The organism is Thermopolyspora sp. NPDC052614 (genome assembly GCF_040678635.1).
In the GTDB taxonomy this organism is placed as follows: Bacteria; Actinomycetota; Actinomycetes; order Streptosporangiales; family Streptosporangiaceae; genus Thermopolyspora.
Genome location: NZ_JBFATZ010000014.1, coordinates 122,093 through 143,373, shown reverse-complemented (window position 1 = coordinate 143,373; position 21,281 = coordinate 122,093). Strand labels below are relative to the sequence as shown.

General features: G+C 69.9%; 18 protein-coding genes and 1 pseudogene. 11 read left to right on the top strand and 8 right to left on the bottom strand.

Translation table 11 applies throughout. From position 1 onward, the window contains the following. Positions 1-7: 7 nt before the first annotated feature. The 5 genes and pseudogenes from AB0K60_RS26880 to AB0K60_RS26860 all read right to left on the bottom strand — a co-directional run. Positions 8-295 (bottom strand): annotated as a pseudogene (locus AB0K60_RS26880) (helix-turn-helix transcriptional regulator); the annotation flags it as partial. Between the two features lie 36 nt (positions 296-331). Further along, positions 332-1,504 carry a molecular chaperone DnaJ gene (dnaJ, locus tag AB0K60_RS26875; protein ID WP_364060675.1) on the bottom strand — a complete coding sequence of 391 codons (1,173 nt, stop codon included), beginning with the start codon at positions 1,502-1,504 and terminating at the stop codon, positions 332-334. A 44-nt stretch (positions 1,505-1,548) separates the two neighbouring features. Further along, positions 1,549-2,274, bottom strand: a complete 726-nt coding sequence (gene grpE, locus AB0K60_RS26870; RefSeq protein ID WP_364060672.1) for a nucleotide exchange factor GrpE — start codon at positions 2,272-2,274, stop codon at positions 1,549-1,551. After that, on the bottom strand, positions 2,271-4,145 hold the full coding sequence (gene dnaK / locus AB0K60_RS26865) for a molecular chaperone DnaK (protein WP_364060669.1): 1,875 nt from the start codon (positions 4,143-4,145) through the stop codon (positions 2,271-2,273). The genes grpE and dnaK overlap by 4 nt, the downstream gene beginning before the upstream one ends. 344 nt (positions 4,146-4,489) lie before the next feature. Further along, a complete protein-coding gene (locus tag AB0K60_RS26860) occupies positions 4,490-4,960 on the bottom strand; it encodes a hypothetical protein (RefSeq protein ID WP_364060666.1) in 471 nt (156 codons plus the stop codon). Between the two features lie 397 nt (positions 4,961-5,357). Here AB0K60_RS26860 and proC point away from each other — a divergent pair, with 397 nt between their 5' ends. From proC to AB0K60_RS26805, 11 genes are all read left to right on the top strand, one after another. After that, on the top strand, positions 5,358-6,161 hold the full coding sequence (gene proC / locus AB0K60_RS26855) for a pyrroline-5-carboxylate reductase (RefSeq protein ID WP_364060663.1): 804 nt from the start codon (positions 5,358-5,360) through the stop codon (positions 6,159-6,161). 124 nt (positions 6,162-6,285) lie between these two features. Continuing rightward, a complete protein-coding gene (locus tag AB0K60_RS26850) occupies positions 6,286-7,734 on the top strand; it encodes a biotin/lipoyl-binding protein (protein ID WP_364060872.1) in 1,449 nt (482 codons plus the stop codon). Further along, positions 7,731-8,462 carry an ABC transporter ATP-binding protein gene (locus AB0K60_RS26845; protein WP_364060660.1) on the top strand — a complete coding sequence of 244 codons (732 nt, stop codon included), beginning with the start codon at positions 7,731-7,733 and terminating at the stop codon, positions 8,460-8,462. Before AB0K60_RS26850 ends, AB0K60_RS26845 begins: the two co-directional genes overlap by 4 nt. 337 nt (positions 8,463-8,799) lie before the next feature. Next, positions 8,800-9,984: an ABC transporter permease gene (locus tag AB0K60_RS26840; protein WP_364060657.1), complete on the top strand. Its 1,185-nt coding sequence runs from the start codon at positions 8,800-8,802 to the stop codon at positions 9,982-9,984. Between the two features lie 979 nt (positions 9,985-10,963). Continuing rightward, positions 10,964-12,127, top strand: a complete 1,164-nt coding sequence (locus AB0K60_RS26835; RefSeq protein ID WP_364060654.1) for an acetoin utilization protein AcuC — start codon at positions 10,964-10,966, stop codon at positions 12,125-12,127. A 717-nt stretch (positions 12,128-12,844) separates the two neighbouring features. After that, positions 12,845-13,636 (top strand): phosphatase, encoded by a 792-nt coding sequence (locus AB0K60_RS26830; RefSeq protein ID WP_364060869.1) that lies wholly within the window; start codon positions 12,845-12,847, stop codon positions 13,634-13,636. Positions 13,637-13,958: 322 nt separating this feature from the next. Further along, positions 13,959-14,162: a helix-turn-helix domain-containing protein gene (locus tag AB0K60_RS26825; RefSeq protein ID WP_364060651.1), complete on the top strand. Its 204-nt coding sequence runs from the start codon at positions 13,959-13,961 to the stop codon at positions 14,160-14,162. Positions 14,163-15,167: 1,005 nt separating this feature from the next. Further along, a complete protein-coding gene (locus AB0K60_RS26820; protein ID WP_182446382.1) occupies positions 15,168-15,266 on the top strand; it encodes an AURKAIP1/COX24 domain-containing protein in 99 nt (32 codons plus the stop codon). A gap of 24 nt (positions 15,267-15,290) precedes the next feature. Further along, positions 15,291-16,337, top strand: a complete 1,047-nt coding sequence (locus tag AB0K60_RS26815) for an SDR family oxidoreductase (protein WP_364060647.1) — start codon at positions 15,291-15,293, stop codon at positions 16,335-16,337. Next, positions 16,334-17,182: a lysophospholipid acyltransferase family protein gene (locus AB0K60_RS26810; protein ID WP_364060644.1), complete on the top strand. Its 849-nt coding sequence runs from the start codon at positions 16,334-16,336 to the stop codon at positions 17,180-17,182. The genes AB0K60_RS26815 and AB0K60_RS26810 overlap by 4 nt, the downstream gene beginning before the upstream one ends. 42 nt (positions 17,183-17,224) lie before the next feature. Continuing rightward, positions 17,225-18,376 carry an alpha/beta hydrolase gene (locus AB0K60_RS26805; protein ID WP_364060641.1) on the top strand — a complete coding sequence of 384 codons (1,152 nt, stop codon included), beginning with the start codon at positions 17,225-17,227 and terminating at the stop codon, positions 18,374-18,376. A 237-nt stretch (positions 18,377-18,613) separates the two neighbouring features. Here AB0K60_RS26805 and AB0K60_RS26800 read toward each other — a convergent pair whose 3' ends face one another. From AB0K60_RS26800 to AB0K60_RS26790, 3 genes are all read right to left on the bottom strand, one after another. Continuing rightward, the gene (locus AB0K60_RS26800) at positions 18,614-19,480 is read right to left on the bottom strand and encodes an HAD-IB family hydrolase (protein WP_364060638.1); all 867 of its coding nucleotides are present in this window, start codon (positions 19,478-19,480) and stop codon (positions 18,614-18,616) included. A gap of 64 nt (positions 19,481-19,544) precedes the next feature. After that, positions 19,545-20,441, bottom strand: coding sequence for a DUF5667 domain-containing protein (locus tag AB0K60_RS26795; RefSeq protein WP_364060635.1), 897 nt, complete (start codon positions 20,439-20,441; stop codon positions 19,545-19,547). A 92-nt stretch (positions 20,442-20,533) separates the two neighbouring features. Beyond that, entirely contained in the window at positions 20,534-21,190 is a 657-nt protein-coding gene (locus tag AB0K60_RS26790) for a sigma-70 family RNA polymerase sigma factor (RefSeq protein ID WP_364060632.1), read from the bottom strand. Between the last annotated feature and the right edge of the window lie 91 nt (positions 21,191-21,281).

Below are 21,281 nucleotides of genomic sequence, written 5' to 3'. Positions count from 1 at the left end.
CGCGCAGGCGGGCCAGTTCGTCGCGCAGCCGGAGGTTCTCGGTCTCCAGCTCCAGAATGCGTTTGATGCCGGCCAGGTTGATGCCCTCCTCCTGGGAGAGCCGCTGCACCTCGCGGAGCAGCACGATGTCGCGGGTGGAGTAGAGGCGTCCACGACCGGCGGTGCGCCCGGGGCTCACCAGGCCGAGCCGGTCGTACTGCCGCAGGGTCTGCGGGTGCAGCCCGGAGAGCTGAGCGGCCACCGAGATGACGTAGACGGGTGTGTCGTCGGAGATGTCGAAGTAGTTGGCGTCCATCCCTCGTCGCCTCCCTTCGTGACTACTCGCCCTGGGCTACTCGCTTTGGGCCTGTTTGATCAGGTCAGCTCGTAGATCGGCCCCCGCCTTCGGGTCGTGCAACTGCTCCAGCGTGGCGCGTGACCGGTCGTCCAGGTGCGGCGGGACCGCGATCTCCACGGTGACCAGCAGGTCGCCCTTGGTGCCGTCCTTGCGGGCGGCGCCGCGCCCGCGCACCCGGAAGGTGCGGCCGTTCGGCGTGCCCTCGGGGATGCGCAGCGTGACCGGCAGGCCCCCCAGCGTCGGCACCTTGATCTCCGCGCCGAGGGCGGCCTCGGTGAAGGTCACCGGCACGGTGATGGTGAGGTTGTCCCCCGACCGGCCGAACACTCCGTGCGGCTGCACATGGATCTGGACGTACAGGTCGCCGGGCGGGCCGCCGTTCTCGCCCGGGGCGCCCTTACCCTTGAGCCGGATGCGCTGTCCGTCGGCCACGCCCGCGGGAATGCGGGCCTGGATGGTGCGGGTGCTCTTGCCCCGGCCGCTGCCGTCGCAGACCGGGCAGGGGTCGTCGACGAGCAGGCCCCGGCCGCGGCAGTCGCGGCACGGCTCGGAGAAGGCGAAGCTGCCGAGGTTGCGGCTCGCCGCACCGGTGCCCTCGCAGGTGGGGCAGACGCGCGGCGTGGTGCCCGCCTTCGCCCCCGTGCCGCCGCAGGCCTGGCACGCCGAGGAGCTGGTGAGCCGCAGCGACACCGTGGTGCCTTCGACCGCCTCGCTGAACGACAGCGTGACCTCGGATTCGACATCCTGCCCCCGGCGGGCCCGGCGGGTGGTGGTGCGACCACCGCCGGTGCGGTTGAACAGCCCGCCGAACAGGTCGCCGATGCGGTCGCCGGCGCCCGGCTGGCCCCCGCCGAACAGGTCGAAGGGGAAGCCGGGGCCGCCGCGCGAGGCGCCGGCCCCGGCGAATCCGCCGAGGCCCGACCCGAACAGCGCCCGCGCGTCGTCATACTCCTTGCGCCGCTTGGGGTCCGACAGGATGTCGTACGCCTCGGAGACCTCCTTGAACTTGGCGGTGCTCTCCGAGTTCGCCGAGCTGCCCGGGTTGGCGTCCGGGTGGTACTTCCGGGCGAGCTTGCGATACGCCTTCTTGATCTCTTCTGCGGTCGCGGTCTTGGGCACACCAAGGACGGCGTAGTAGTCCTTTTCCAGGTAGTCCTTGGTGCTCATCTATCGCGTCCTTCGCGGCAAGGGGATCAAGGGAGGTGGTTGGTTCAGTTGTCGCCGGGCTCGGCCGGCTTGGCGGATTCGTCCGCGGAACCGTCCGCCGGTTCGGCGGTCTCGCCCGACGCCTCGGCCTCGGGCTGCGACGCCTGCGCCGGCTCGGATCCGTCCGGTTCGGCGACGGCCACCCGTGCCGGTCGCAGGATCCGGTCGCCGATGCGGTAGCCCGGCTGGAGGATCTCCACGCAGGTGGTCTCGCTGACCTCAGAGGAGTAGCTGTGCATGAGGGCCTCGTGCACGGTCGGGTCGAACGGGTCGCCCTTCGTGCCGAACGAGACCAGCCCCAGCTTGGCCACGGCGGCCTCCAGCGACTCGCTCACCTTGGCGAAGCCGCCGGTCAGCTCACCATGATCGCGTGCCCGGCCGATGTCGTCCAGCACGGGGAGCAGCTCGCTGACCACGTTCGCCACGGCCAGCTCGCGCACCGCGACCCGGTCGCGCTCGACGCGCTTGCGGTAGTTGGCGTACTCCGCCGTGACCCGCTGCAGGTCCGCCGTACGCTCGGCGAGCTGGGTGGCGAGATCCTCGGCGATCGTCGGACCGTCCGGCTTCTTCTCCGGCTTTCCCCTCGACTCCGCCTCCGTCTCGGGGGCGGAGTCGAGGATGTCCCCCGGATCCGGCATGGCCCGCTCGCGGACCTGCCCCGTCTCAGGATCGATCTTGCGGTTGTCGCGGATCACCGGCTCTTGTTCAGAACCGTTCTCGCGCGGGGTCACTTGTTGCCGCCCTCCCGCTTAGGCTCGTCATCGACGATCTCCGCCTCGACGACGTCCTCGTCCTTGCCGTCCTGGGAGGTGGAGGCGCCGGCCGTCGGCCCGGAGGCGCCGTCGCCGGAGGCGCTCTGCTGGGCGTAGATCGCCGACCCCATCTTCTGGCTGACCGTGGCGAGCTTCTCCGCCGCCGTGCGGATCGTCGCGGTGTCGGTGCCCTCCAGCGCCTTCTTCAGCTCGGAGAGGGAGTCCTCGACCTCGGTCCTCACGTCCGCCGGGATCTTGTCGGTGTTCTCCCGGAGGAACTTCTCGGTCTGGTAGGCCAGCGAGTCCGCGTTGTTGCGGATCTCGGCCTCCTCACGCCGCTTCTTGTCCTCCTCGGCGTAGGACTCGGCCTCCCGCATCATGCGCTCGATGTCCTCCTTCGGCAGCGCCGAGCCGCCGGTGATGGTCATCGACTGCTCCTTACCGGTGCCGAGGTCCTTCGCGGAGACGTTCACGATGCCGTTGGCGTCGATGTCGAAGGCGACCTCGATCTGCGGCACGCCGCGCGGCGCGGGGGCGATGCCGGTCAGCTCGAAGGTGGCCAGCTTCTTGTTGTACGCCGCGATCTCGCGCTCGCCCTGGTAGACCTGAATCTGCACCGACGGCTGGTTGTCCTCGGCCGTGGTGAAGACCTCCGAGCGCTTGGTCGGGATCGTGGTGTTGCGCTCGATGATCTTGGTGAAGATGCCGCCCTTGGTCTCGATGCCCAGCGACAGCGGGGTGACGTCCAGCAGCAGCACGTCCTTGACCTCGCCCTTGAGCACGCCGGCCTGGAGCGCGGCGCCGATCGCCACGACCTCGTCGGGGTTGACGCCCTTGTTGGGCTCCTTGCCGCCGGTCAGCTCCCTGACCAGGTCGGTGACGGCGGGCATCCGGGTCGAGCCGCCGACCAGCACCACGTGGTTGATGTCGGACAGCTTGATGCCGGCGTCCTTGATCACCTGGTGGAACGGGCCCTTGCAGCGCTCAAGCAGGTCGGCCGTGAGGCGCTGGAACTCCGCCCGGGTGAGCTTCTCGTCCAGGTGCAGCGGGCCCTCCGCCGAGGCGGTGATGTAGGGCAGGTTGATCGTGGTCTCCGACTGCGCGGACAGCTCGATCTTGGCCTTCTCCGCGGCCTCGCGCAGCCGCTGCAGGGCCATCTTGTCCTTGGACAGGTCGACGCCGTGCGCGTTCTTGAACCGGGTCACCAGCTCGTCGACGATGCGCTGGTCCCAGTCGTCGCCGCCCAGGTGGTTGTCACCGCTGGTGGCCTTGACCTCGACGAACCCGTGGCCGTCCTCCTGGCCGACGTCGAGCAGCGAGACGTCGAAGGTGCCGCCGCCGAGGTCGAAGACGAGGATGGTCTGGTCCTTCTCCTTGTCCAGCCCGTAGGCGAGGGCGGCGGAGGTGGGCTCGTTGATGATGCGCAGGACGTTCAGGCCCGCGATCTGGCCGGCCTCCTTGGTGGCCTGGCGCTGGGCGTCGTTGAAGTACGCCGGGACCGTGATGACGGCGTCGGTGATCTTCTCGCCCAGGTACGCCTCGGCGTCCGTCTTGAGCTTCTGCAGGACGAAGGCGCTGATCTGCTGCGGCGTGAACTTCTTGCCGTCGATCTCCTTCGTCCAGTTGCTGCCCATCTCGCGCTTGACCGACCGGATCGTCCTGTCGACGTTGGTCACCGCCTGGCGCTTGGCGACCTCGCCGACGAGCACCTCGCCGTTCTTGGCGAAGGCGACCACGGACGGCGTGGTCCGCGAGCCCTGAGCGTTGGCGATGACCGTCGGCTCACCGCCCTCGAGGATCGAGACGACGGAGTTGGTCGTCCCCAGGTCGATACCTACCGCACGTGCCATGAGTACGTCCTTGTAGTCAAAGTTGAGTCGGATAGGCTCAATCTTACGGAGCCATCGGGCTTTGTCAAACGTCTTGAGCCTAACCGACTCAACCCTTCTGCGCGCGGTGCTATTCCCGCGGAAGGCTACGAACACGCGGGTCGCGTCGCGGCCTTCACCGCCTACTCCGCGGCCCGCGGGCCGGCGGCTCGGCGTCCTGCCCGAGTCCTCCAACATTCCTCGGCGCTACCGGCTCACCGGGACGTACCCCGTCGAGTCCGTGACGAGACCCGCAGGTGAGGGCCCGCAGGTGAGGGCCCGTAACGGACTGCGTCGTGCCGGGGCCTTGACCGCACGGGCCGGGGTCAGCGGGCTCCGTCGATGATCTTCCGGTCGCCCAGGGGCTTGGACAGCCGCACCTCGGTGACCTTCTCGATGGCGATCTCGATGCACGCGACGTCGGGCGAGGCGCGCAACGGCCCCTCGTACAGGGTGATGGTGACGCTCTTGGCGCGTTCGGAGACCTCCACCCGGTCCAGGGTGTAGCACGGCTCCACCCCCGAGGACCACACGACCCGGATGGTTCTGCCGTCCGCCGAGGGCTCGGCGCTCGTCCAAGGGATCTTGTGCGGCTTGAGCGTGCCGCCCTTGGGCGTGGCAGGGGAGGGGCCGGGGGTGGGAGTACCGGAGGCGGGCGTGGTCGCCACGACATCCGTCGGCCGCTCCGGACCGGTCGTCGCCGAAGAGGTCGGGCTCGAACCGCCGCCGCAGGCCGCGACCGGGGCGATGGCCAGGGCGGTGAGCAGGGCCGGGACGGCGAGGCGAATCCTTCGCATAGCCCTTATGACGATAGTTCGCACCCGGACGGTTCATTTGGGGGCATGTGCGAATGGTTAACTGCCGACGCCTTCGCTACCGTCGGCGCCACCCGCGGCGTACCGGGCGCGGCATGTGCCGCCGTTGCGGCAACGCGTTGCGGCAACCACGTGCAGTTCGGCGGTTCGGTGTTGCGGCAACGCGTCGCGGTGGGTGTTGCGGCAACGCGTCGAGGTTCGGTGGTTCTGGCGCCTAGGGGCGCCGCGCGGGGGTTCCGCGCGGGGTTCCGCGACGCTGCGGCCAGGTCCTCGCATGAGGTGCTCCCGCGGCAGGGGATGCCGCTCGTCCGAAACGTGGGGATGCGCGGCGCCGTACGGCCCGGCCTGGTGCGGCCACCTGCCGCGACGCTTGTAGGGTGTGGCCGTGCCGATCGCGATTCTGGGAACCGGGAAGATGGGCGAGGCCCTGCTGTCGGGGCTGCTGCGCGCGGGCTTCGACGTGGGCCGGGTCATGGCGACCGTGCGCCGCAAGGAACGGGGGGACGCCCTCGCCGAACGGTACGGCGTGCGCGTGGTGTCCAACGTCGAGGCGGCCAAGACCGCCGGGACCCTGATCCTCGCCGTGAAGCCGCAGGACATGGCCCGCCTGCTGGACGAGATCGGGCCGCATGTGCCCGCGGGCACGCTGGTGATCTCCGCGGCGGCGGGCATCCCGACGGCGTTCGTCGAGGAGCGCATCGGCGAGCGGGTGCCGGTGGTGCGGGTGATGTCGAACACGCCGGTGCTGGTGGACGAGGCGATGAGCGTCATCTCGGCGGGCGGGCACGCGGGGGAGGAGCACCTGTGCCGCGTCGAGGAGCTGTTCTCCCCGGTCGGCAGGGTGCTGCGCCTCCCCGAGTCGCTGCAGGACGCCGCCACCGCGCTGTCCGGCAGCGGCCCGGCCTACTTCTTCTACCTCGTCGAGGCCATGGTCGACGCGGGCATCCTGCTCGGCATGCCCCGCGCCGCCGCGCTTGAGCTGGTCATCCAGTCGATCGTCGGCGCGGCCATCATGCTGCGCGACTCCGGCGAGCACCCGGTCATCCTCCGCGAGGCGGTCACCTCGCCGGGCGGGACCACGATCGCGGCGATCGCCGAGCTGGAGCGCCACCGCGTGCGCGCCGCCTTCCTCGACGCCATCGAGGCCGCCCGCGACCGGGGACGCGAGCTCGCCGGCGGCTGAGCCGTACGCACGGGACGGTCGGTCCGGAGCCGCGCGCGCTGGTTATCCACAGAGCGACCGGTTATCCACAGGAAACGCGGGACGCGCGCGAAGTCATTACCCGCCCTTTACGATGGGCCGGGTGATGTACCCGCGCGGTAAGGTTCCGCTGCTCATGGCGCTCGTCGGGCTGCTGGCCGCCGTCGGCGGCTGCACCGCCGACGAGGCGCCCAGTGTGGAGATCGGCCAGGTGGGGCGGTCCGCGGTGAGCGAGATCGTGGAGGCTCCGGCGACGGTCGGCGCGCGCGCCACCGCCACGCTGCGCTCGCCCGCCCAGGGCACGATCGCCAAGCTGTACGTCCAGGACGGCGACAAGGTCGACAAGGGGGAGATCCTCGCCAAGATCGACTCCCCCCAGGCCGAGGACCAGCTCAAACAGGCCCGCGACGCGGACCGGCAGGCCTCCCGCCCGGTGTCCTTCGGCGCGCTGCCCTCCGCCGGAGGGCTGCGGCTGAGCAGCGCGAGCCTCACCGGCGGCAGGTTCACCGCCAGGCTCGACCAGCGGGTCCGCAAGGACTTCGCCCGCGCCCGCGCCGCCGCGCGGAAGGTCGACGACAAGAACGTGCGCAACCAGCTCCTGGCCGCCATCGACGCCGCCGAGAGCCAGCACAAGGCGCACCAGCGCGCCCTGGCGGAGATCACCCGAAACCTGTCGCGGTCGGTCAACCGGCTGCTCTCCCAGGTGACCGGTCAGCTCAGCGCGGGCCTTGGCGGGCTGTCCAGTTCGATGTCGTCGCTGCAGGCGGCCTCCCGGGCGCAGACGCAGGCCGCGGTGAAGGCGGCCGAGTCCACCGTCAAGGGGCTGGTCATCAGGGCGCCGTTCGCGGGCGTGGTGACGCTGGGCGGGGCCTCGGGCGGGGGCGGCGCGAGCCTGGGCGCGCTCGCCGGGCAATTGCCGGCCGGGCTCGCCGGCCAGGCCGGCGCCCTGGCCGGAGGCGGCGCGCTGCCCGGCGTCGGCGGCTCGAACGGCGGCGGCGTGATCGCCACCGGCGTCCCCGTCTCGGCCGGCGACGCCATCGTCACGGTCACCGACGTCTCCAAGCTGACCTTGTCGGCGGACGTGGACGAGACCGACGTGCTCCTGGTACGCGAGGGCGTCCAGGCCGAGGCCGAACTGGACGCGGTGACCGGGGCCACCTATCGGGCGCAGGTCACCGGCGTCGGCGTCACCCCCAAGGAGGGCACCACCGGCGGGGTGAGCTATGCCGTACGGCTCAAGCTGGGCAAGGGCACCTTCGACGACGGAAGCCCCGCGCCGGTGCCCAAACCGGGCATGAGCGCGGTGGTGCGCCTCACCGTGCGCGACGTGCCGGACGCGGTGTCCGTGCCCGCCTCGGCGATCGTCTCCAGCGGCCGGGAGAGCGTGGTCTGGGTGGTGCGCGGCTCGGGCGAGACCGCCACGGCCGAGCGCCGGGTGGTCAAGCTCGGTGCGCAGGGGGACGCCGTCGTCGAGATCACCGACGGGGTGAAGGTCGGCGAGCGTGTCGTCGTCAAGGGCGCCGACACGGTGCGGCAAGGCCAGACGCTGCCGTGACCGAGACCGCCGTGACCGCCGAGTCCGCGACCCCGTCCGTTCCGGCCTTCGAGGCGGTGAACCTGACCCGCTCCTATCGCCTGGACGGGGTATCGGTGGACGCCCTGCGCGGGGTGACGCTCACGATCGACCAAGGGGAGTTCGTGGCGATCGTCGGCCCGTCAGGGTCGGGCAAGTCCACCCTCATGCATTTGCTCGGCTGCCTCGACCGGCCCACCTCCGGCTCGCTGCGCGTGGGCGGGGTGGACGTCGCGACGCTCGACGACAGCGGCCTCGCCGAGCTGCGCAACCGCACGATCGGCTTCGTCTTCCAGTCCTTCCACCTGCTGGCCAGGACGGCCGCGATCGACAACGTGGCCCTGCCGCTGGTCTACCGAGGCGTGTCCAGGTCACGGCGCAGGGCCCTGGCCAGGGCGGCGCTCGAAGCGGTCGGCCTCGGCCACCGCTTGGACCACCGGCCCTCGCAGATGTCGGGCGGCGAGCAGCAGCGCGTGGCGATCGCCCGCGCCCTGGTGGGCGACCCCCAGGTGGTCCTCGCCGACGAGCCCACCGGCAACCTGGACACCCGCAACGGCGAGGAGGTCATGGCCATCCTGGAACGCCTCAACTCCGAACGCGGCGTCGCCGTGGTCCTCGTCACTCACGAGGCCGAGGTGGCCGACCGCGCCCGCCGCCAGATCCACGTACGCGACGGCCTCGTCGAGGCGGACGTGCGGGCAGACGGATGAAGGCGGAGACGGAAACGCCGATGTCCCGGTCGGCGAATGCGCGCCCGATGCCGCGAGCGACGGCCAGACGGTGGACGCAGGCGCCCAAAAGGCCGATGGCGTTGCCACAGCGGTTGGTGGATGTGTCGTCGTGTGTGGTGGGGCGGTGGTCGGTGGGCGAGGCTGCGGGGGTTGCGGGGCGGCGGTTGGTGTGGGCGCGTGCGGGGTTGTCCGGGCGGCTTTTGGTGGATGTGTCGTCGTGTGTGGTGGGGCGGTGGTCGGTGGGCGAGGCTGCGGGGGTGGCGGGGCGGCGGTTGGTTGACGCGTGTGCGGGGGCGTCGATGTGGGTGGGACGGGCATGAGGGTTGGCGAGGCGCTGGGGATGGCGCTGGAGTCGCTGCGGGTCAACCGGCTGCGCAGTGGGCTCACCATGCTTGGTGTGATCATCGGGGTGTCGGCGGTCGTGGTGCTCGTGGCGATCGGCAGCGGGGCCAAGGAGACGATCGAGCGGGAGATCTCGGGGCTTGGCACCAACATCATTCTGGTGGTGCAGGGGCAGGTCGGTCTGGGCGCGGTGCCCACGCAGAGTCGGCTGACCCTGCAGGATGTGGAGTACCTGCGCCGGGTCGTGGGCGACCCGTCTCGGGTCACGGTCTCGACCAGTTCCGGTGAGCCGGTTCGGGTCGGGCGCACCGAGGTGTTCGCGACGATCACCGGGACCGATCAGAACGTGCCGAACATCTTCGCGCGCCCGCTGCGGCGGGGCCGCTATCTCAGCGAGACCGACGTGGACACCCGTCGGCGCGTGGCCGTCCTGGGGTCGCAAGTGGCGGCCAAGCTGTTTGGCGCCGTCGATCCGGTGGGGCGCCAGGTGATGATCTCGGGGGTGCGGTTTCGGGTCGTGGGCGTCTACGAAACGATCGGCGAGACCTTCGGCGTCACCCGCGACGCCGAGGTGCACGTGCCGGTGACCACCGCGCAGCGGTTGATCGGGCTCACCCGGATCAACGGCATCGTCGTGGGCGCGCCCGGACCTGACGAGATCGACGCGCTGCAGAGCCGGGTACTGGAGGCGCTGTCGGAGCGTTACCCCGGCGAGCGGTTCTCCGCCGTCACTCAGACCCAGTTGCTCGGCACGATCGGCACCGTGCTCGGCATGCTCACCGGCGTGCTGGCCGCCATCGCCGGTATCTCGCTCCTGGTCGGAGGAGTCGGCGTGTCCAACATCATGTTGGTCAGCGTGCGTGAGCGCACCCGCGAGATCGGCCTGCGCAAGGCCCTCGGGGCGCGTCAGCGGGATGTGCTGAGCCAGTTCCTCATCGAGGCGGTGCTGCTCACCACCATCGGCGGAACGGTCGGCATCCTCATCGGCGTGGGCGGCTCCCTGTTGATCAACGCGCTTTCCCCGGTGCCCGCCGCGATCACCTGGTGGTCGATCGCGCTCGCCTTCGGCGTCTCCGTCGCCGTGGGCGTGTTCTTCGGCGTCGCCCCGGCCCGCCGGGCGGGGCGTCTGGACCCAGTGGTGGCCTTGCGGGCGGAATGAGCGATCGATGCCGGCAGCCACATCTCGCGTGCCGGTCGCGGCGGTCGAACGGGTGTGCAGGTCGTCGCTGGCTGTGCGGGTTGTGCCGTCATGCGGTTGTGCGGGTCGTGCCGGTTGTGCGGGCGCGCCGCGTCCGGGCTGGGACGCCGGAGCGGGCGGGCCAAACATCCAACCTCTAGGGATGTCTCATCGGAGCTACCGAGTCTGCCACCGACCCGGTAGCTCCCATTAGGCGGTGGACTAAGTGGTGGACCAGGTGCCGCGTTTGTCGGGCCGGGCGCCCTAGCCGAATCCGGTGCACGGCCCGGCGGGGATAACGGCCGACCCACCTCCGCTCCAGCCGGTGACCCCCTAGATGGCACATCGCCCGGAGGCGCGGCCAGGCGCCGGTACGGTCGTGCGGGTCGTGTCGGCTATGCGGGTTGTGCGGGTCGTGCACGTCGTGCGGGTCGAGGATCGGCGGACTGGTCGCCGAAGGCCGTGCGCCCCCTTCTTCACTGCCGTAGTCGGGGTGCTACTCGCGGGTGCCGGGCTCGTCGCCGGTGTCTATTAACCGCTGATATGCGCGGGTTCCACGGTGGGCTGTCCTCAGTATGGAGCTCGCGGGGAGATTCCGGTGCCGCGGGCGCTGAGCGGGGTGGAGGTGGCAACGGGCGGCTCGTATGTCGGGCTCGGGGACTCCTACTCGTCAGGGGAAGCTCAGGTTGACTACCCTGCGCACGCCGTGGCCGGGCTTGTGCCGTCATGTCGGTGCGCGGCTTGTGTCCGCTGTGCAGGTCGTGTGTGGTCGTGGGGGTTGTGCAGGTCATGCCGTCGTGCGGGTCACGCTGTAGGCGATCAAGGATGGTTTGGAATGCCGGAGCGGTGTCGGGCGCCTTTCTGTCGTGAGGCGGACGTATCGCGGTGGCCTGCATCGCTGTTAAGGGTGGGTAGCGGGGGGTGAACGGGGTGTTTCCTGGGGGTGCGATACCGTCACGACATGAGTGATTCGGTGCGGGTTGTATGGGATGACGCACTCGTCGCCTACGACTTCGGTCCCGACCATCCGCTCGCGCCGGTGCGCGTCGAGTTGACGATGGCGCTCGCGGGTCGGTTGGGTGTGCTCGACCGGGTCGAGATGGCCGGGTGTGCACCCGCCACCGACGACGATCTGGCGTTGGTACACAAGCGCGACTACATCGAGTTGGTCAAGGGAGTGTCGCGGTCCGGGGAGCCCGACCTGCGCTGCGGGCTCGGGACCGCCGATAATCCGGCGTTTGCCGGGGTGCACGAGGCATCGGCGCTGGTGGCGGGGGCGACGCTGGCGGCGGGTAAGGCCGTGTGGAACGGCGAGGCGCAGCACGCGCTCAACATCGCCGGGGGGCTGCACCACGCGATGCCCGCGGTCGCGAGCGGCTTTTGCGTGTACAACGATCCGGCGGTGGCCATCGCCTGGATGCTCGCCAATGGCGCCGAGCGGGTCGCCTACGTGGACGTCGATGTGCATCACGGTGACGGCGTACAGGCGATCTTCTACGACGATCCGCGGGTGCTGACGATCAGCATTCACGAGAGCCCGCGCACCCTGTTTCCCGGCACCGGCTTTCCGTCCGAGACCGGTGTGGAGGGCACCGCGGTGAACGTGGCGCTGCCGGCAGGTTGCGGCGACAGTGGGTGGCTGCGTGCCTTCCATGCGGTAGTGCCGCCGCTGTTGCGCGCGTTCGCCCCTCAAGTGCTGGTCTCGCAGCAGGGATGCGACAGCCATGCGCTCGACCCGCTGGCGCACCTGATGTTGTCGGTGGACGGGCAGCGCATGGCGTACGAGGCGTTGCATCGGCTGGCGCATGAGACGGCGGGCGGTCGGTGGCTCGCGACCGGCGGCGGAGGCTATGAGCTGGTTCAGGTGGTGCCCCGGGTGTGGACCCACTTGATCGCGGAGGCCTCCGGTCATCCGCTGGATCCGCGTACCGCGACTCCGGACGAGTGGCGGCGGCTGGTGGGGGAGCGGACCCGGGAGACGGCGCCGCTGACCATGACAGATGGTCGAAATCCGGAATTTCGTGATATCTCCAATGGTTATGACCCGGCGGACCCGGTCGACAGGGCGATCATGGCGACGCGCAACGCGGTCTTTCCGCTGCACGGCCTTGATCCGCTTCCGTAGTCGGGACGGATAGGGCCGGACCCCGCGACGGACGTGCCAGGACGACCGGATCAGGTGGACCGATCGGGGTGAGCCGGATTCGATCCACCGGACCGAGCGGGCTGAGGCCACCGGTCCGACCAGACCGGCCCGGTAGACCAACCGGACTGACCGGGACGGTTGGATCGACAGGGTTGGTTGGGTCGATCAGGTCTATTCGGTTGGGCCGGTCGGGCCGGGGTAACCGGGCTTGGCCGGACTTATCGGGTCGATCGGGTGTTTGGTTGGTTTGATCGGGTCTGATCGGCCGGGCTAGGGCGGCCTGGGCTGACCGGAGTGGGCAAACCGGCTTGCCGGTGGACAGGGTTGGTTGGTTGGGCTGATCGGGGTCGGTCGGCTGGGCCAAGGTGGCCGGGCCGGGCTGACGTGGAGTGGGTCGGCCGGGCCTGTCGGTGGACAGGGTTGGTTGGGCTGATCGGGGTCGGTCGGCTGGGCCAAGGTGGCCGGGCCGGGCTGACGTCGAGTGGGTCGGCCGGGCCTGTCGGTGGACAGGGTTGGTTGGGCTGATCGGGTTCGATCGGCTGGGTCGATCGGGCTGGGTGACCGGGCTCACGTGGAGTGGGCTAACCGCAGCGGGGCGGATTCGACGTTGCGGCGAGGTGGGCTCGACCGAAGGAGCGGACGGGAGTGGGCATGGGCGCCGCGAGCAGGCCGAGGCGGGCTGGGAGTAACCGCGTGATGACGCGGGAGGAACTGCGGGAGCACCTGGTTCGCACCAGGATCGCCGGAGACGTCGCCACCTCCCGGGAGAACAACCTTGACCACTACCGCTCACTCGCCTTGCGGGACCCGCACTACCTGTTCGGCCTGGACATTTCCGAGGACTGGACCTACGCCGACGTGCTGGCTTTGATGGCCAAGGCGGCGGGGGTGGTGGCCGATCCGGAGCATCGCGAGGGGCAGGACACCATTGACCCGGAGCGCACCATCGACGCGATCGAGGCGATGGCCGACCGCGTCGCCGAGGTGCTCGGCGGCGGCGGTTCGCCTCGCGTACTGGTGGCGACCGGGCATCCCACCGGACTGCTCACCATCCACATGGCGCTGGCCCGCGTGGCGGCCGAGCACGGCGCGACCCTGATGGCCCCGGCCGAGGGCCGCGTGTACGCCGGCGGCGGGTTCGGCCGCAAGCGCCACATTCGCTACCTGGACGACGTGGCGATGCTCGACGACCGCGGTGCGTTCGTGCACACCCATGATCCCGGGCCGATGCGGGCGATCCTCGCCGAGCTCGACCGGCTCGGGGAGCCTCGCCCTGATCTGGTGATCGCCGACCACGGCTGGGCGGGCGCGGCGGGCGAGGCGGGCGTCGAGACGGTCGGGTTCGCCGACAGTAACGATCCGGCTCTGTTCGTCGGCGAGGCCGAGGGAAAGATCGCCGTAGCCGTGCCGCTAGACGACAACGTGCTTCCACGGTACTACCGTCCGCTTACGGAGTACTTGATCCATCGCGTCACGCGTGACCTCTGAGTCGTCTGTCGTCCCAATCCGGACATGCCGGAACCCTGGTTTCGCGCCCCCGTTTGCCCGAGCTCGTCGACTGGTTGCCAACTTTTTTGTGATGCCAGACGTGTCTTATGGGAGACAGTTGGTTCGTTCCAGTGATCACGGCGGGGGGCTCAAACCTGTTGCTGCCAGCGACTTTGCGCGTTTCGGTGGCGCGGGCCGCGACTGCTTGGTGGAATAGGGGGTTTGCTCAGTCGGAGTCGCGACTTACGCTGACAGCAGTACACGTGCGTGAGCAATGGCACAGGTGGGGATAACCCGGAAACACGTGCGGAAGAGGCGTCCGATGGGTGCAGGCGAAAGACCTCTCAGCGAGGTGAAGTTCCTGACGGTGGCGGAAGTGGCCACCGTCATGCGAGTGTCCAAGATGACTGTGTACCGGCTCGTGCATTCGGGCGAGTTGCCGGCCATCCGGGTCGGGCGATCGTTCCGAGTCCCCGAACAGGCGGTACACGAGTACCTCAGAGACGCGTTCATCGAGGCTGGATGAGCGGCTGAGGCCCAAGGGGACGCTGGCGTGACGGCACGCCGGCGTCGAACGACGACAGAGGCGACGACAGCGGTTCCCGTGAAGGAGCCCACCGGCCGGAAGCATCCCGGCGGGACGGCGGCGCGGGTCATGTCGAGGGCGGCCGAACCCAGCGGTCGCCCACGGCGGCGACCCGTCGTCGGCGTCCAGGGCGGTGGGCACTGTCGTCGGCCTCAACGACGGGGATCTACGAGGATCAACGGGGATCAGCGTGAAAACGCACGCCGGCGCCGCGAACCGGAGCGGTTCTGCGGCGCGGCGTGGTCGTTGCCGCAACCGGACGATGATGGGGTTATCGGCGGGGTCGTCGTCGGACATTGCTGCGGCGGTTCTCTCAGTGTCGATGGCGAGACCGCCCACGACCATCGCATCGTGCGCGATCGCATCGTCGCCGCGGAGCGGGGCGGTTCTGTGGCGGGAGCGTGGTTGTTGCCGCAACCGGACGATGATCGGGTTGTCGGTGGGGTCGTCGCCGGATGGTGTCGCGGCGGCTCTCTCGGTGTCGACGGCGAAGCCGTCCACGGCGATCGCATCGTCGCCGCAGGCCGGGGCGGTCCTGGGGTGGGGGCGTGGTTGTTGCCGCAACCGGACGATGATCGTTGTCGGCGGGGTCGTCGCCGGACGGTGCTGTGGCGGCTCTCACGGTGTCAACGGCGAAGCCGTCCACGGCGATCGCATCATCGGTGGGCCGGGGCGGATCTCCGGGCGTTCGTCTCCGCCTCCGGGAGAAGGGCGGCTCCTCGCGTTTTCTTTCGGGAGACGCCAATGGACAAAATTCGCCTGTTTGAGAAGAGGTGTGCGAGGGAAGAGACTTGCCTGTCCGGGTGCACTAAGCAGTCCCGTTGCCGGATTTGAGACGACACAGGGGAAGCCCCAATGGGCGATCGACCCGGGATCGCCGGTAGGCTGTGAGGTCGGTGTGTGTCACGCGCCGAATCTTCGCAACTATCTTCACCTGGGGGTCCCGTGGGCTCTGTGATCAAGAAGCGCCGGAAGCGCATGGCCAAGAAGAAGCACCGCAAGCTGCTCAAGCGCACTCGCATCCAGCGACGTAACAAGAAGTAAGCGAGCGGAGTCTGCGAGGCGTCGATGACCCATACCGTGCTCGTCACCGGGGTCTCCCGTCATATCGGCGCGCGGTTGGCGAGCATGCTCGCAGCGGACCCGGAGGTCACCCGGGTCATCGGAGTCGACACGGTGCCGCCGCCCTCGTACGAGCTCGGTGGGACCGAGTTCGTCCGGGTGGACCTGCGCAGTCCTGACATCGCTCAGGTCATCGCGGCGGCCGACATCGATACCGTCGTGCACATGAGCCTGGTCAGCGCCCCCAGCAAGGGGGCCGGCCGTTCCTCCATGAAAGAGCACAACGTTATCGGGACCATGCAGTTGCTGGCCGCCTGCCAGCGGTCGGAGACGGTCTCCCGCGTGGTGGTGCGTTCCACCACGGCCGTCTACGGTTCCTCACCGCATGATCCGGCGATGTTCACCGAGGACACCGAGCCGCACGAGCCGCCCGTGCACGGGTACGCCAAGGACGCGTGCGAGGTCGAAGGGTACGTGCGCGGTTTCGCCCGGCGACGTCCGGACGTGACCGTGACCATGCTGCGCTTCGCCAACTTCATGGGACCGGGCGTCGACTCTCCGATAACCCGTTACTTTCTTCAGCCGGTCCTGCCGACGGTGTTCGGCTTCGATCCTCGGCTGCAGTTCGTCCACGAGGACGACGCGATCGAGGTGCTGCGCCGTACCGCCATGGAAGACCACAAGGGGACGTTCAACGTGGCGGGTGACGGCGTCATGTTGTTGTCCCAGTGTGTACGGCGGGCCGGCAAACCGACCATCCCGGTGCCCTCGCCGGCCTTCCGGGTGCTCGGCGACCTGGCCAGGAGCGTCGGCCTGATGGAGTTCTCGCCCGAACAACTGGCCCTGATGAGCCATGGCCGCGCGGTCGACACCGGCCGCGTCTGCGCCGAGCTGGACTGGAAGCCGAAGTTCAGCACGGCCGCCGCCTTCGACGACTTCATCCGGTCGCACGACCTCACCCAGGGGCTGCCGGTGAAACTGATCGACTGGTTGAGCGGTGTCGGTGTGGGCGGCGGCAAGGCGGGCCGGGGCCGGGCGGAGGGCGGCCGGTGAGCGCGGCCGACGACCTCGCGGAGGCGCTGGCCTTCCTGCGCCGCCGCGTCGCCGGGGAGTACGAGGTCGACGAGTTCGGGTTCGACCCGGAGTTCAACGACAAGGTCATCCTGGAGCTGCTCCGGCCGCTCTACCGCCACTGGTTCCGGGTCGAGACCGTCGGCATGGACAACGTGCCGTTCGACTCGGGCGCGTTGGTGGTCGCCAACCATTCCGGCACCGTGCCGGTCGACGCGCTGATGCTGCAGGTGGCGCTGTATGACGACCATCCTGCGCGTCGGCCGGTGCGGCTGCTCGGCGCGCACCTGGTCTACCAGCTTCCGGTGCTCGGGCACCTGTCGCGCAAGAGCGGCCACACCCTCGCCTGCCCGGAGGACGCCGACCGGCTGATGCGCAAGGGCGAGCTGGTCGGGGTGTTTCCGGAGGGCTTCAAGGGCGTGGGCAAGCCGTTCTCCGAGCGGTACCGGCTGCAGCGGTTCGGCCGGGGCGGCTTCGTGGCGTCGGCGATCCGCGCCGGGGTGCCGATCATCCCGTGCTCGATCGTCGGGGCCGAGGAGATCTATCCAAAGATTGGGGATTTGCGGTTCCTGGCCCGGATTCTCGGCCTGCCGTACCTGCCGATCACTCCGTTCTTCCCGTGGCTCGGGCCGCTGGGGATGATTCCGCTGCCGTCGAAGTGGATGATCGAGTTCGGCGAGCCGGTGCGCACCGACGAGTTCGAGCCGGAGGAGGCCGACGATCCGATGACGGTCTTCAATCTGACCGACCACATCCGGGAGATCATTCAGCAGCAGCTCAACGCTCTTAGGCTGCGCAGGGGGCATGCATTCCCGCCGTTCTTCTGAATCGTCCTACGGCGAGTGCTTTGCCTCGGTAAGTTCGGCGGCGTGGAGGCAACCAGGAGCACGCGCCATTCCGGGCGGAAGATCGCCCTGGCCGGCCTGCTGACGGGCGCCGAGATCGGCGTCTCCCCCCGCCGGGCCCGTCGGGACCGGTGCGGCACGACGGTCGGCGTCACCACCGACGACGGCGTACGGCTCGCCGCCGACGTGGACGAGTGCCCGTCGCCGGAATACGCCGTGGTGTTCGCGCACGGCTGGGTGCTGAACCGGCAGGCGTGGCGATTCCAGCGCCGGGCCCTCGCGGGCACGGCCACCCTCGTCTTCTACGACCAGCGCGGCCACGGCGGCTCCGCGCCGGGGCCGGACGGCTCGCTCACCGTGGACCGGCTCGGCGACGACCTCGCGGCGGTCGTCGAGCGCACGGTGCCGGACGGGGTGCCGGTGGTCGTCGCCGGGCACGCGATGGGCAGTGTGGCGATCATGTCGCTGGCGGCCCGCCGTCCCGAGCTCTTCGGCTCCCGGATCGTCGGCTCGGTCCTGCTGAGCCCGTCCTGTGGGCGCCTGGCGTACGAGGCGCTCGTGCCGGCGCGATGGCGTACGGTCGCGGGTCCGCCGGATTCGGGCGAGTCCGGGGCCCGGATCGCCCCCGTCATCCCGCTGCACCTCGACCGTGGTCCCGATCGGGGCCTTGACCGGGGTGACGTGGCGCATGAGGGCGCCGGGCGGTACGGGCGGGGCGCGTGGCGGGGGCGGGCCTCCGCTCCAGGGTCCTGCTCGATTCCCGAGACGCATGTGGGGACGACGGCCGCCCGACCCGGCGCACGAGGGGTCGGCGGCGATCCCCGATGCGGGGCCTCCAAGGCCCGGGCCAAGCGCGACCACCTCCGGTTCGTCTACGAGCGGGTCGAGGCCACGCCCACCGAGACGATGACCGGGCATCTGCACGATCTGCTGGTCCGTGAGGATCCGGCGTTGTTGTCGGCCCTCCGCAGGGCCCAGACCATGATCATGGTGGGCTCAGGCGACCGCCTGACCCCGCCGATGCACAGCCGCCGTATCGCCGACCTGCTGCCCGAGGCGGTGCTGACGGTGGTCGCGGGCGCCGGGCACCTGCTCGCGCTGGAGCGTCCCGACGTGGTGAACCGGGCGCTGCGCGGTTTCCTGCTGGATTGCCGGGATCGGGCTCGACAGCGGTGATGTTCTGACGCGATTGGCCCGCGTTGCCCGCCTCCTGCTCGACGCGGGGACCGGGCTCAGCGGCGGTGACGTCGTGACGCGGTGGTCGGGGTTGCGTCGGCTTCCTGCTTGACCGCCGGGATTAGGCCTAGCCCTGGCGAGTCCCGACGCCCGGGCGCTGTGCGGTTAACCTGCTGGATTGCCGGGATCAGGGGTGGTGAGTCCCGCCCGAGGGCCCGCGTCGCCGACCGGTAGCGATCAGACCGAGCGGTAGTGCCGTCGTAATGCGATGCCGGCCGCGATGCCGCCCGCGAGGGCGCCCACACCGGCGGCGATGGGCAGCCCGACCATGGTGGCCTTGCGTCCGGAACGGAAATCTTTGATCACCCAGCCGTTTGCCCTGGCCTCCTCGCGCAGCTCGGCGTCGGGGTTGATCGCGACGGGGTTGCCGACCAGCCGCAGCATCGGCAGGTCGTTGGCCGAGTCGCTGTAGGCCGAGCAATGGGCCAGGTCCAGGCCCTCGTGCCGGGCGAGTGCCCGCACCGCCTCGGCCTTGGCCGGGCCGTGCAGCAGGTCGCCGACGAGGCGTCCGGTGTAGATGCCGTCGCGGGTCTCGGCGACCGTGCCGAGCGCGCCGGTGAGTCCGAGGCGCCGGGCGATCACCTGGGCGAGCTCGACGGGGGTGGCGGTGACCAGCCAGACGCGTTCGCCGGCGTCGAGGTGGTTCTGGGCGAGCTGGCGGGTGCCGGACCAGATGCGGGAGCCCATCTCCTCGTCGTAGATCTCCTCGCCGAGCCGTATGACGTCCTCGACCTTGAGGCCGGCGACGAAGGCGAGCGCGGTCTCCTTGGCCTTGGCGATGTGCTCGGGGTTCTCGTTGCCCCGGATCCGGAAGATCGCTTGGCCGAGCGCGAACAACAGCAGGTCCTTGGTGGTGAACAGTCCCCGTGCCGCCAGCCCCCGCGCGAAGTGGTAGATGGAGGCGCCCTGCATCATCGTGTTGTCCACGTCGAAGAACGCGGCGGCGGTCGGGTCGGGGTTGGCGCTGGGCACCGGCCGGGCGGCGGCGGCCGCCACCTCTCCCGCCAGCTCCGCGCGTTCCCGTCGTCGCCATAGCCGTCTCATGGCAATCCAGCTTAACGGCCCTAGGTAGCCGAAATCGGTACGGCCAGCAGCGTGGCGCTTGCCGCTAGGGGGCCTCGTAGCGCTGGATCAGGTGGAGGTAGGCGTTGGCCTTTTCCCTGCTGCTTCCCTTGAGCGAAGGAAGTATTGGTTCGACCACGTTGCGCTGCTCAGTGGCGAAGCGACGGATTTTTCGGCTATTGCCGGTGTTGCGGGGTTTCACGCGCGTGAGCGTGGAGAGCGCCGAGCGGGTCGAGGACGCCATGTCGTCGATCGTGGCGTCCAGCAGCTTCTTGGCCTTCGGATCCTCGGCCAGCTTGGCGGCCTCCGCGGCCCGGTTGCGCGCGGTCGCCAGCTCCCGCTCGGCCCGGGAGGTCGCGTCGATGCTCAGCTTGACCAGCGCCGACTCCGCGCCCCGCTTGAGCGGGTAGAGCATGTCCCCGGGCACCGCACGGTGCGTGCCCCAGCTTGTCAGGAGCGTCACGGCCACCAAGGTGAGGACGAGGACGGCCGGGCGCAGCCGTACCAGCAAAGACGTCCGGATCGGGGGCGGCGGGGGCACGGCGGCGCGGGCGGCGGGCCTGGCGTGCCGCCCGGCGGCCTGCCGGCCGCTCTCGTGCGCGCTGAGCAGGCTCTCCCGCAGCCGCGCGCGGAACTCCTGGCGGGGCTGCGCGCCGAGCCGGCTGCCGATGTCGGCGAGCCGGGCGATGATGCGGGCGGCCGGGTCGTCGCGGGACGCGCCGGGGAGCCCGGCGGCCGGGTCGTGCACGGCGGAGGCGGCCGTCTCGTGCGCAGCGGAGGCGGCCGGGTCCTTGAAGGCGAGGTCCTTGAAGGTCGGGTCCCGGAAGGTTGGGTCCTTGAAGGCGGGATCCTGGAGGTCAGGGTCGTGGGAGGCGTCACGGCGGGCGTGCCGGGCGCTCCCGCGCCCGCCCAACCCGCATCGTGAAGGCCGCCTGTCGTCCATGAACGCTCCCGCCCCCGGAAGGTGATTTCCCGCACAACAACCAACGAGGGGCCGCGCCGCGGGTTACGTGCCGGACGACACTCACCTCACATTCACAGGTGCAGCTCCCGTGGCAGCGCGCGGGCGAGGGCGCGGGTGGCGCGGAACTGCAGCGCCTTGATGGCGCCGCTGTTCTTGCCCATGATCAGGGCGGTCTCGGCGAGCGTCATGCCGTGCAGGAAGCGCAGCATGACGCACTCCTGCTGATCGGGCCCGAGCTCCCGCACCGCCCGCAGCACCCGTTCGGTGATCATGTTGTTGACCACGGCGTTCTCCGGGATGTGCGGCCCGTCCAGTGGGGTGTCGAGCACCTCCGCGGTGGTCACCTCCAGACGGTAGCGGCCGGATTTGAAGTGGTCGGTGACCAGGTTGCGGGCGATCGTGACCAGCCACGCGCCGAAGTCGCGGCCCTGCCAGGTGAAGTCGGCGATGCCGCGCAGGGCCCGCAGGAACGTTTCACTCGTCAGATCCTCGGCGAGCGTGTGCGAGCCGACGCGGAAGTAGACGTACCGGTACACCAGGTCCAGGTAGCGGTCGTAGAGCGCGCCGAAGGCCTCCGCGTCGCCTGTCTTGGCGCGAAGGACGAGGATGCGCAGCCTGCTGACGTCGGGTGATGCATGATCACGCGAGGATCTTTTGCCGTTTCGTACGGGTGTGACCACTCCATGTGCGGGAGGTGCCAGCCCGGCGAACGGCCATGTGTTCGACATCCGGTATCCCGTGGGGGAAGGGGAAACGGCGTTGGCTTACTCTAGGAACCTTCACTAAATAACACAATCTACTTCTCCCGTTATCTGGGCT

Coding starts and splice junctions, on each gene's coding strand:
- AB0K60_RS26840 (WP_364060657.1), top strand. CDS start 8,800: ATGAGGGTTGGCGAGGCGCTGGGGATGGCGCTGGAGTCGCTGCGGGTC.
- AB0K60_RS26835 (WP_364060654.1), top strand. CDS start 10,964: ATGAGTGATTCGGTGCGGGTTGTATGGGATGACGCACTCGTCGCCTAC.
- dnaJ (WP_364060675.1), bottom strand. CDS start 1,504: ATGAGCACCAAGGACTACCTGGAAAAGGACTACTACGCCGTCCTTGGT.
- AB0K60_RS26825 (WP_364060651.1), top strand. CDS start 13,959: ATGGGTGCAGGCGAAAGACCTCTCAGCGAGGTGAAGTTCCTGACGGTG.
- AB0K60_RS26800 (WP_364060638.1), bottom strand. CDS start 19,480: ATGAGACGGCTATGGCGACGACGGGAACGCGCGGAGCTGGCGGGAGAG.
- AB0K60_RS26790 (WP_364060632.1), bottom strand. CDS start 21,190: ATGTCGAACACATGGCCGTTCGCCGGGCTGGCACCTCCCGCACATGGA.
- AB0K60_RS26795 (WP_364060635.1), bottom strand. CDS start 20,441: ATGGACGACAGGCGGCCTTCACGATGCGGGTTGGGCGGGCGCGGGAGC.
- dnaK (WP_364060669.1), bottom strand. CDS start 4,145: ATGGCACGTGCGGTAGGTATCGACCTGGGGACGACCAACTCCGTCGTC.
- AB0K60_RS26850 (WP_364060872.1), top strand. CDS start 6,286: ATGTACCCGCGCGGTAAGGTTCCGCTGCTCATGGCGCTCGTCGGGCTG.
- AB0K60_RS26815 (WP_364060647.1), top strand. CDS start 15,291: ATGACCCATACCGTGCTCGTCACCGGGGTCTCCCGTCATATCGGCGCG.
- AB0K60_RS26860 (WP_364060666.1), bottom strand. CDS start 4,960: ATGCGAAGGATTCGCCTCGCCGTCCCGGCCCTGCTCACCGCCCTGGCC.
- AB0K60_RS26830 (WP_364060869.1), top strand. CDS start 12,845: ATGACGCGGGAGGAACTGCGGGAGCACCTGGTTCGCACCAGGATCGCC.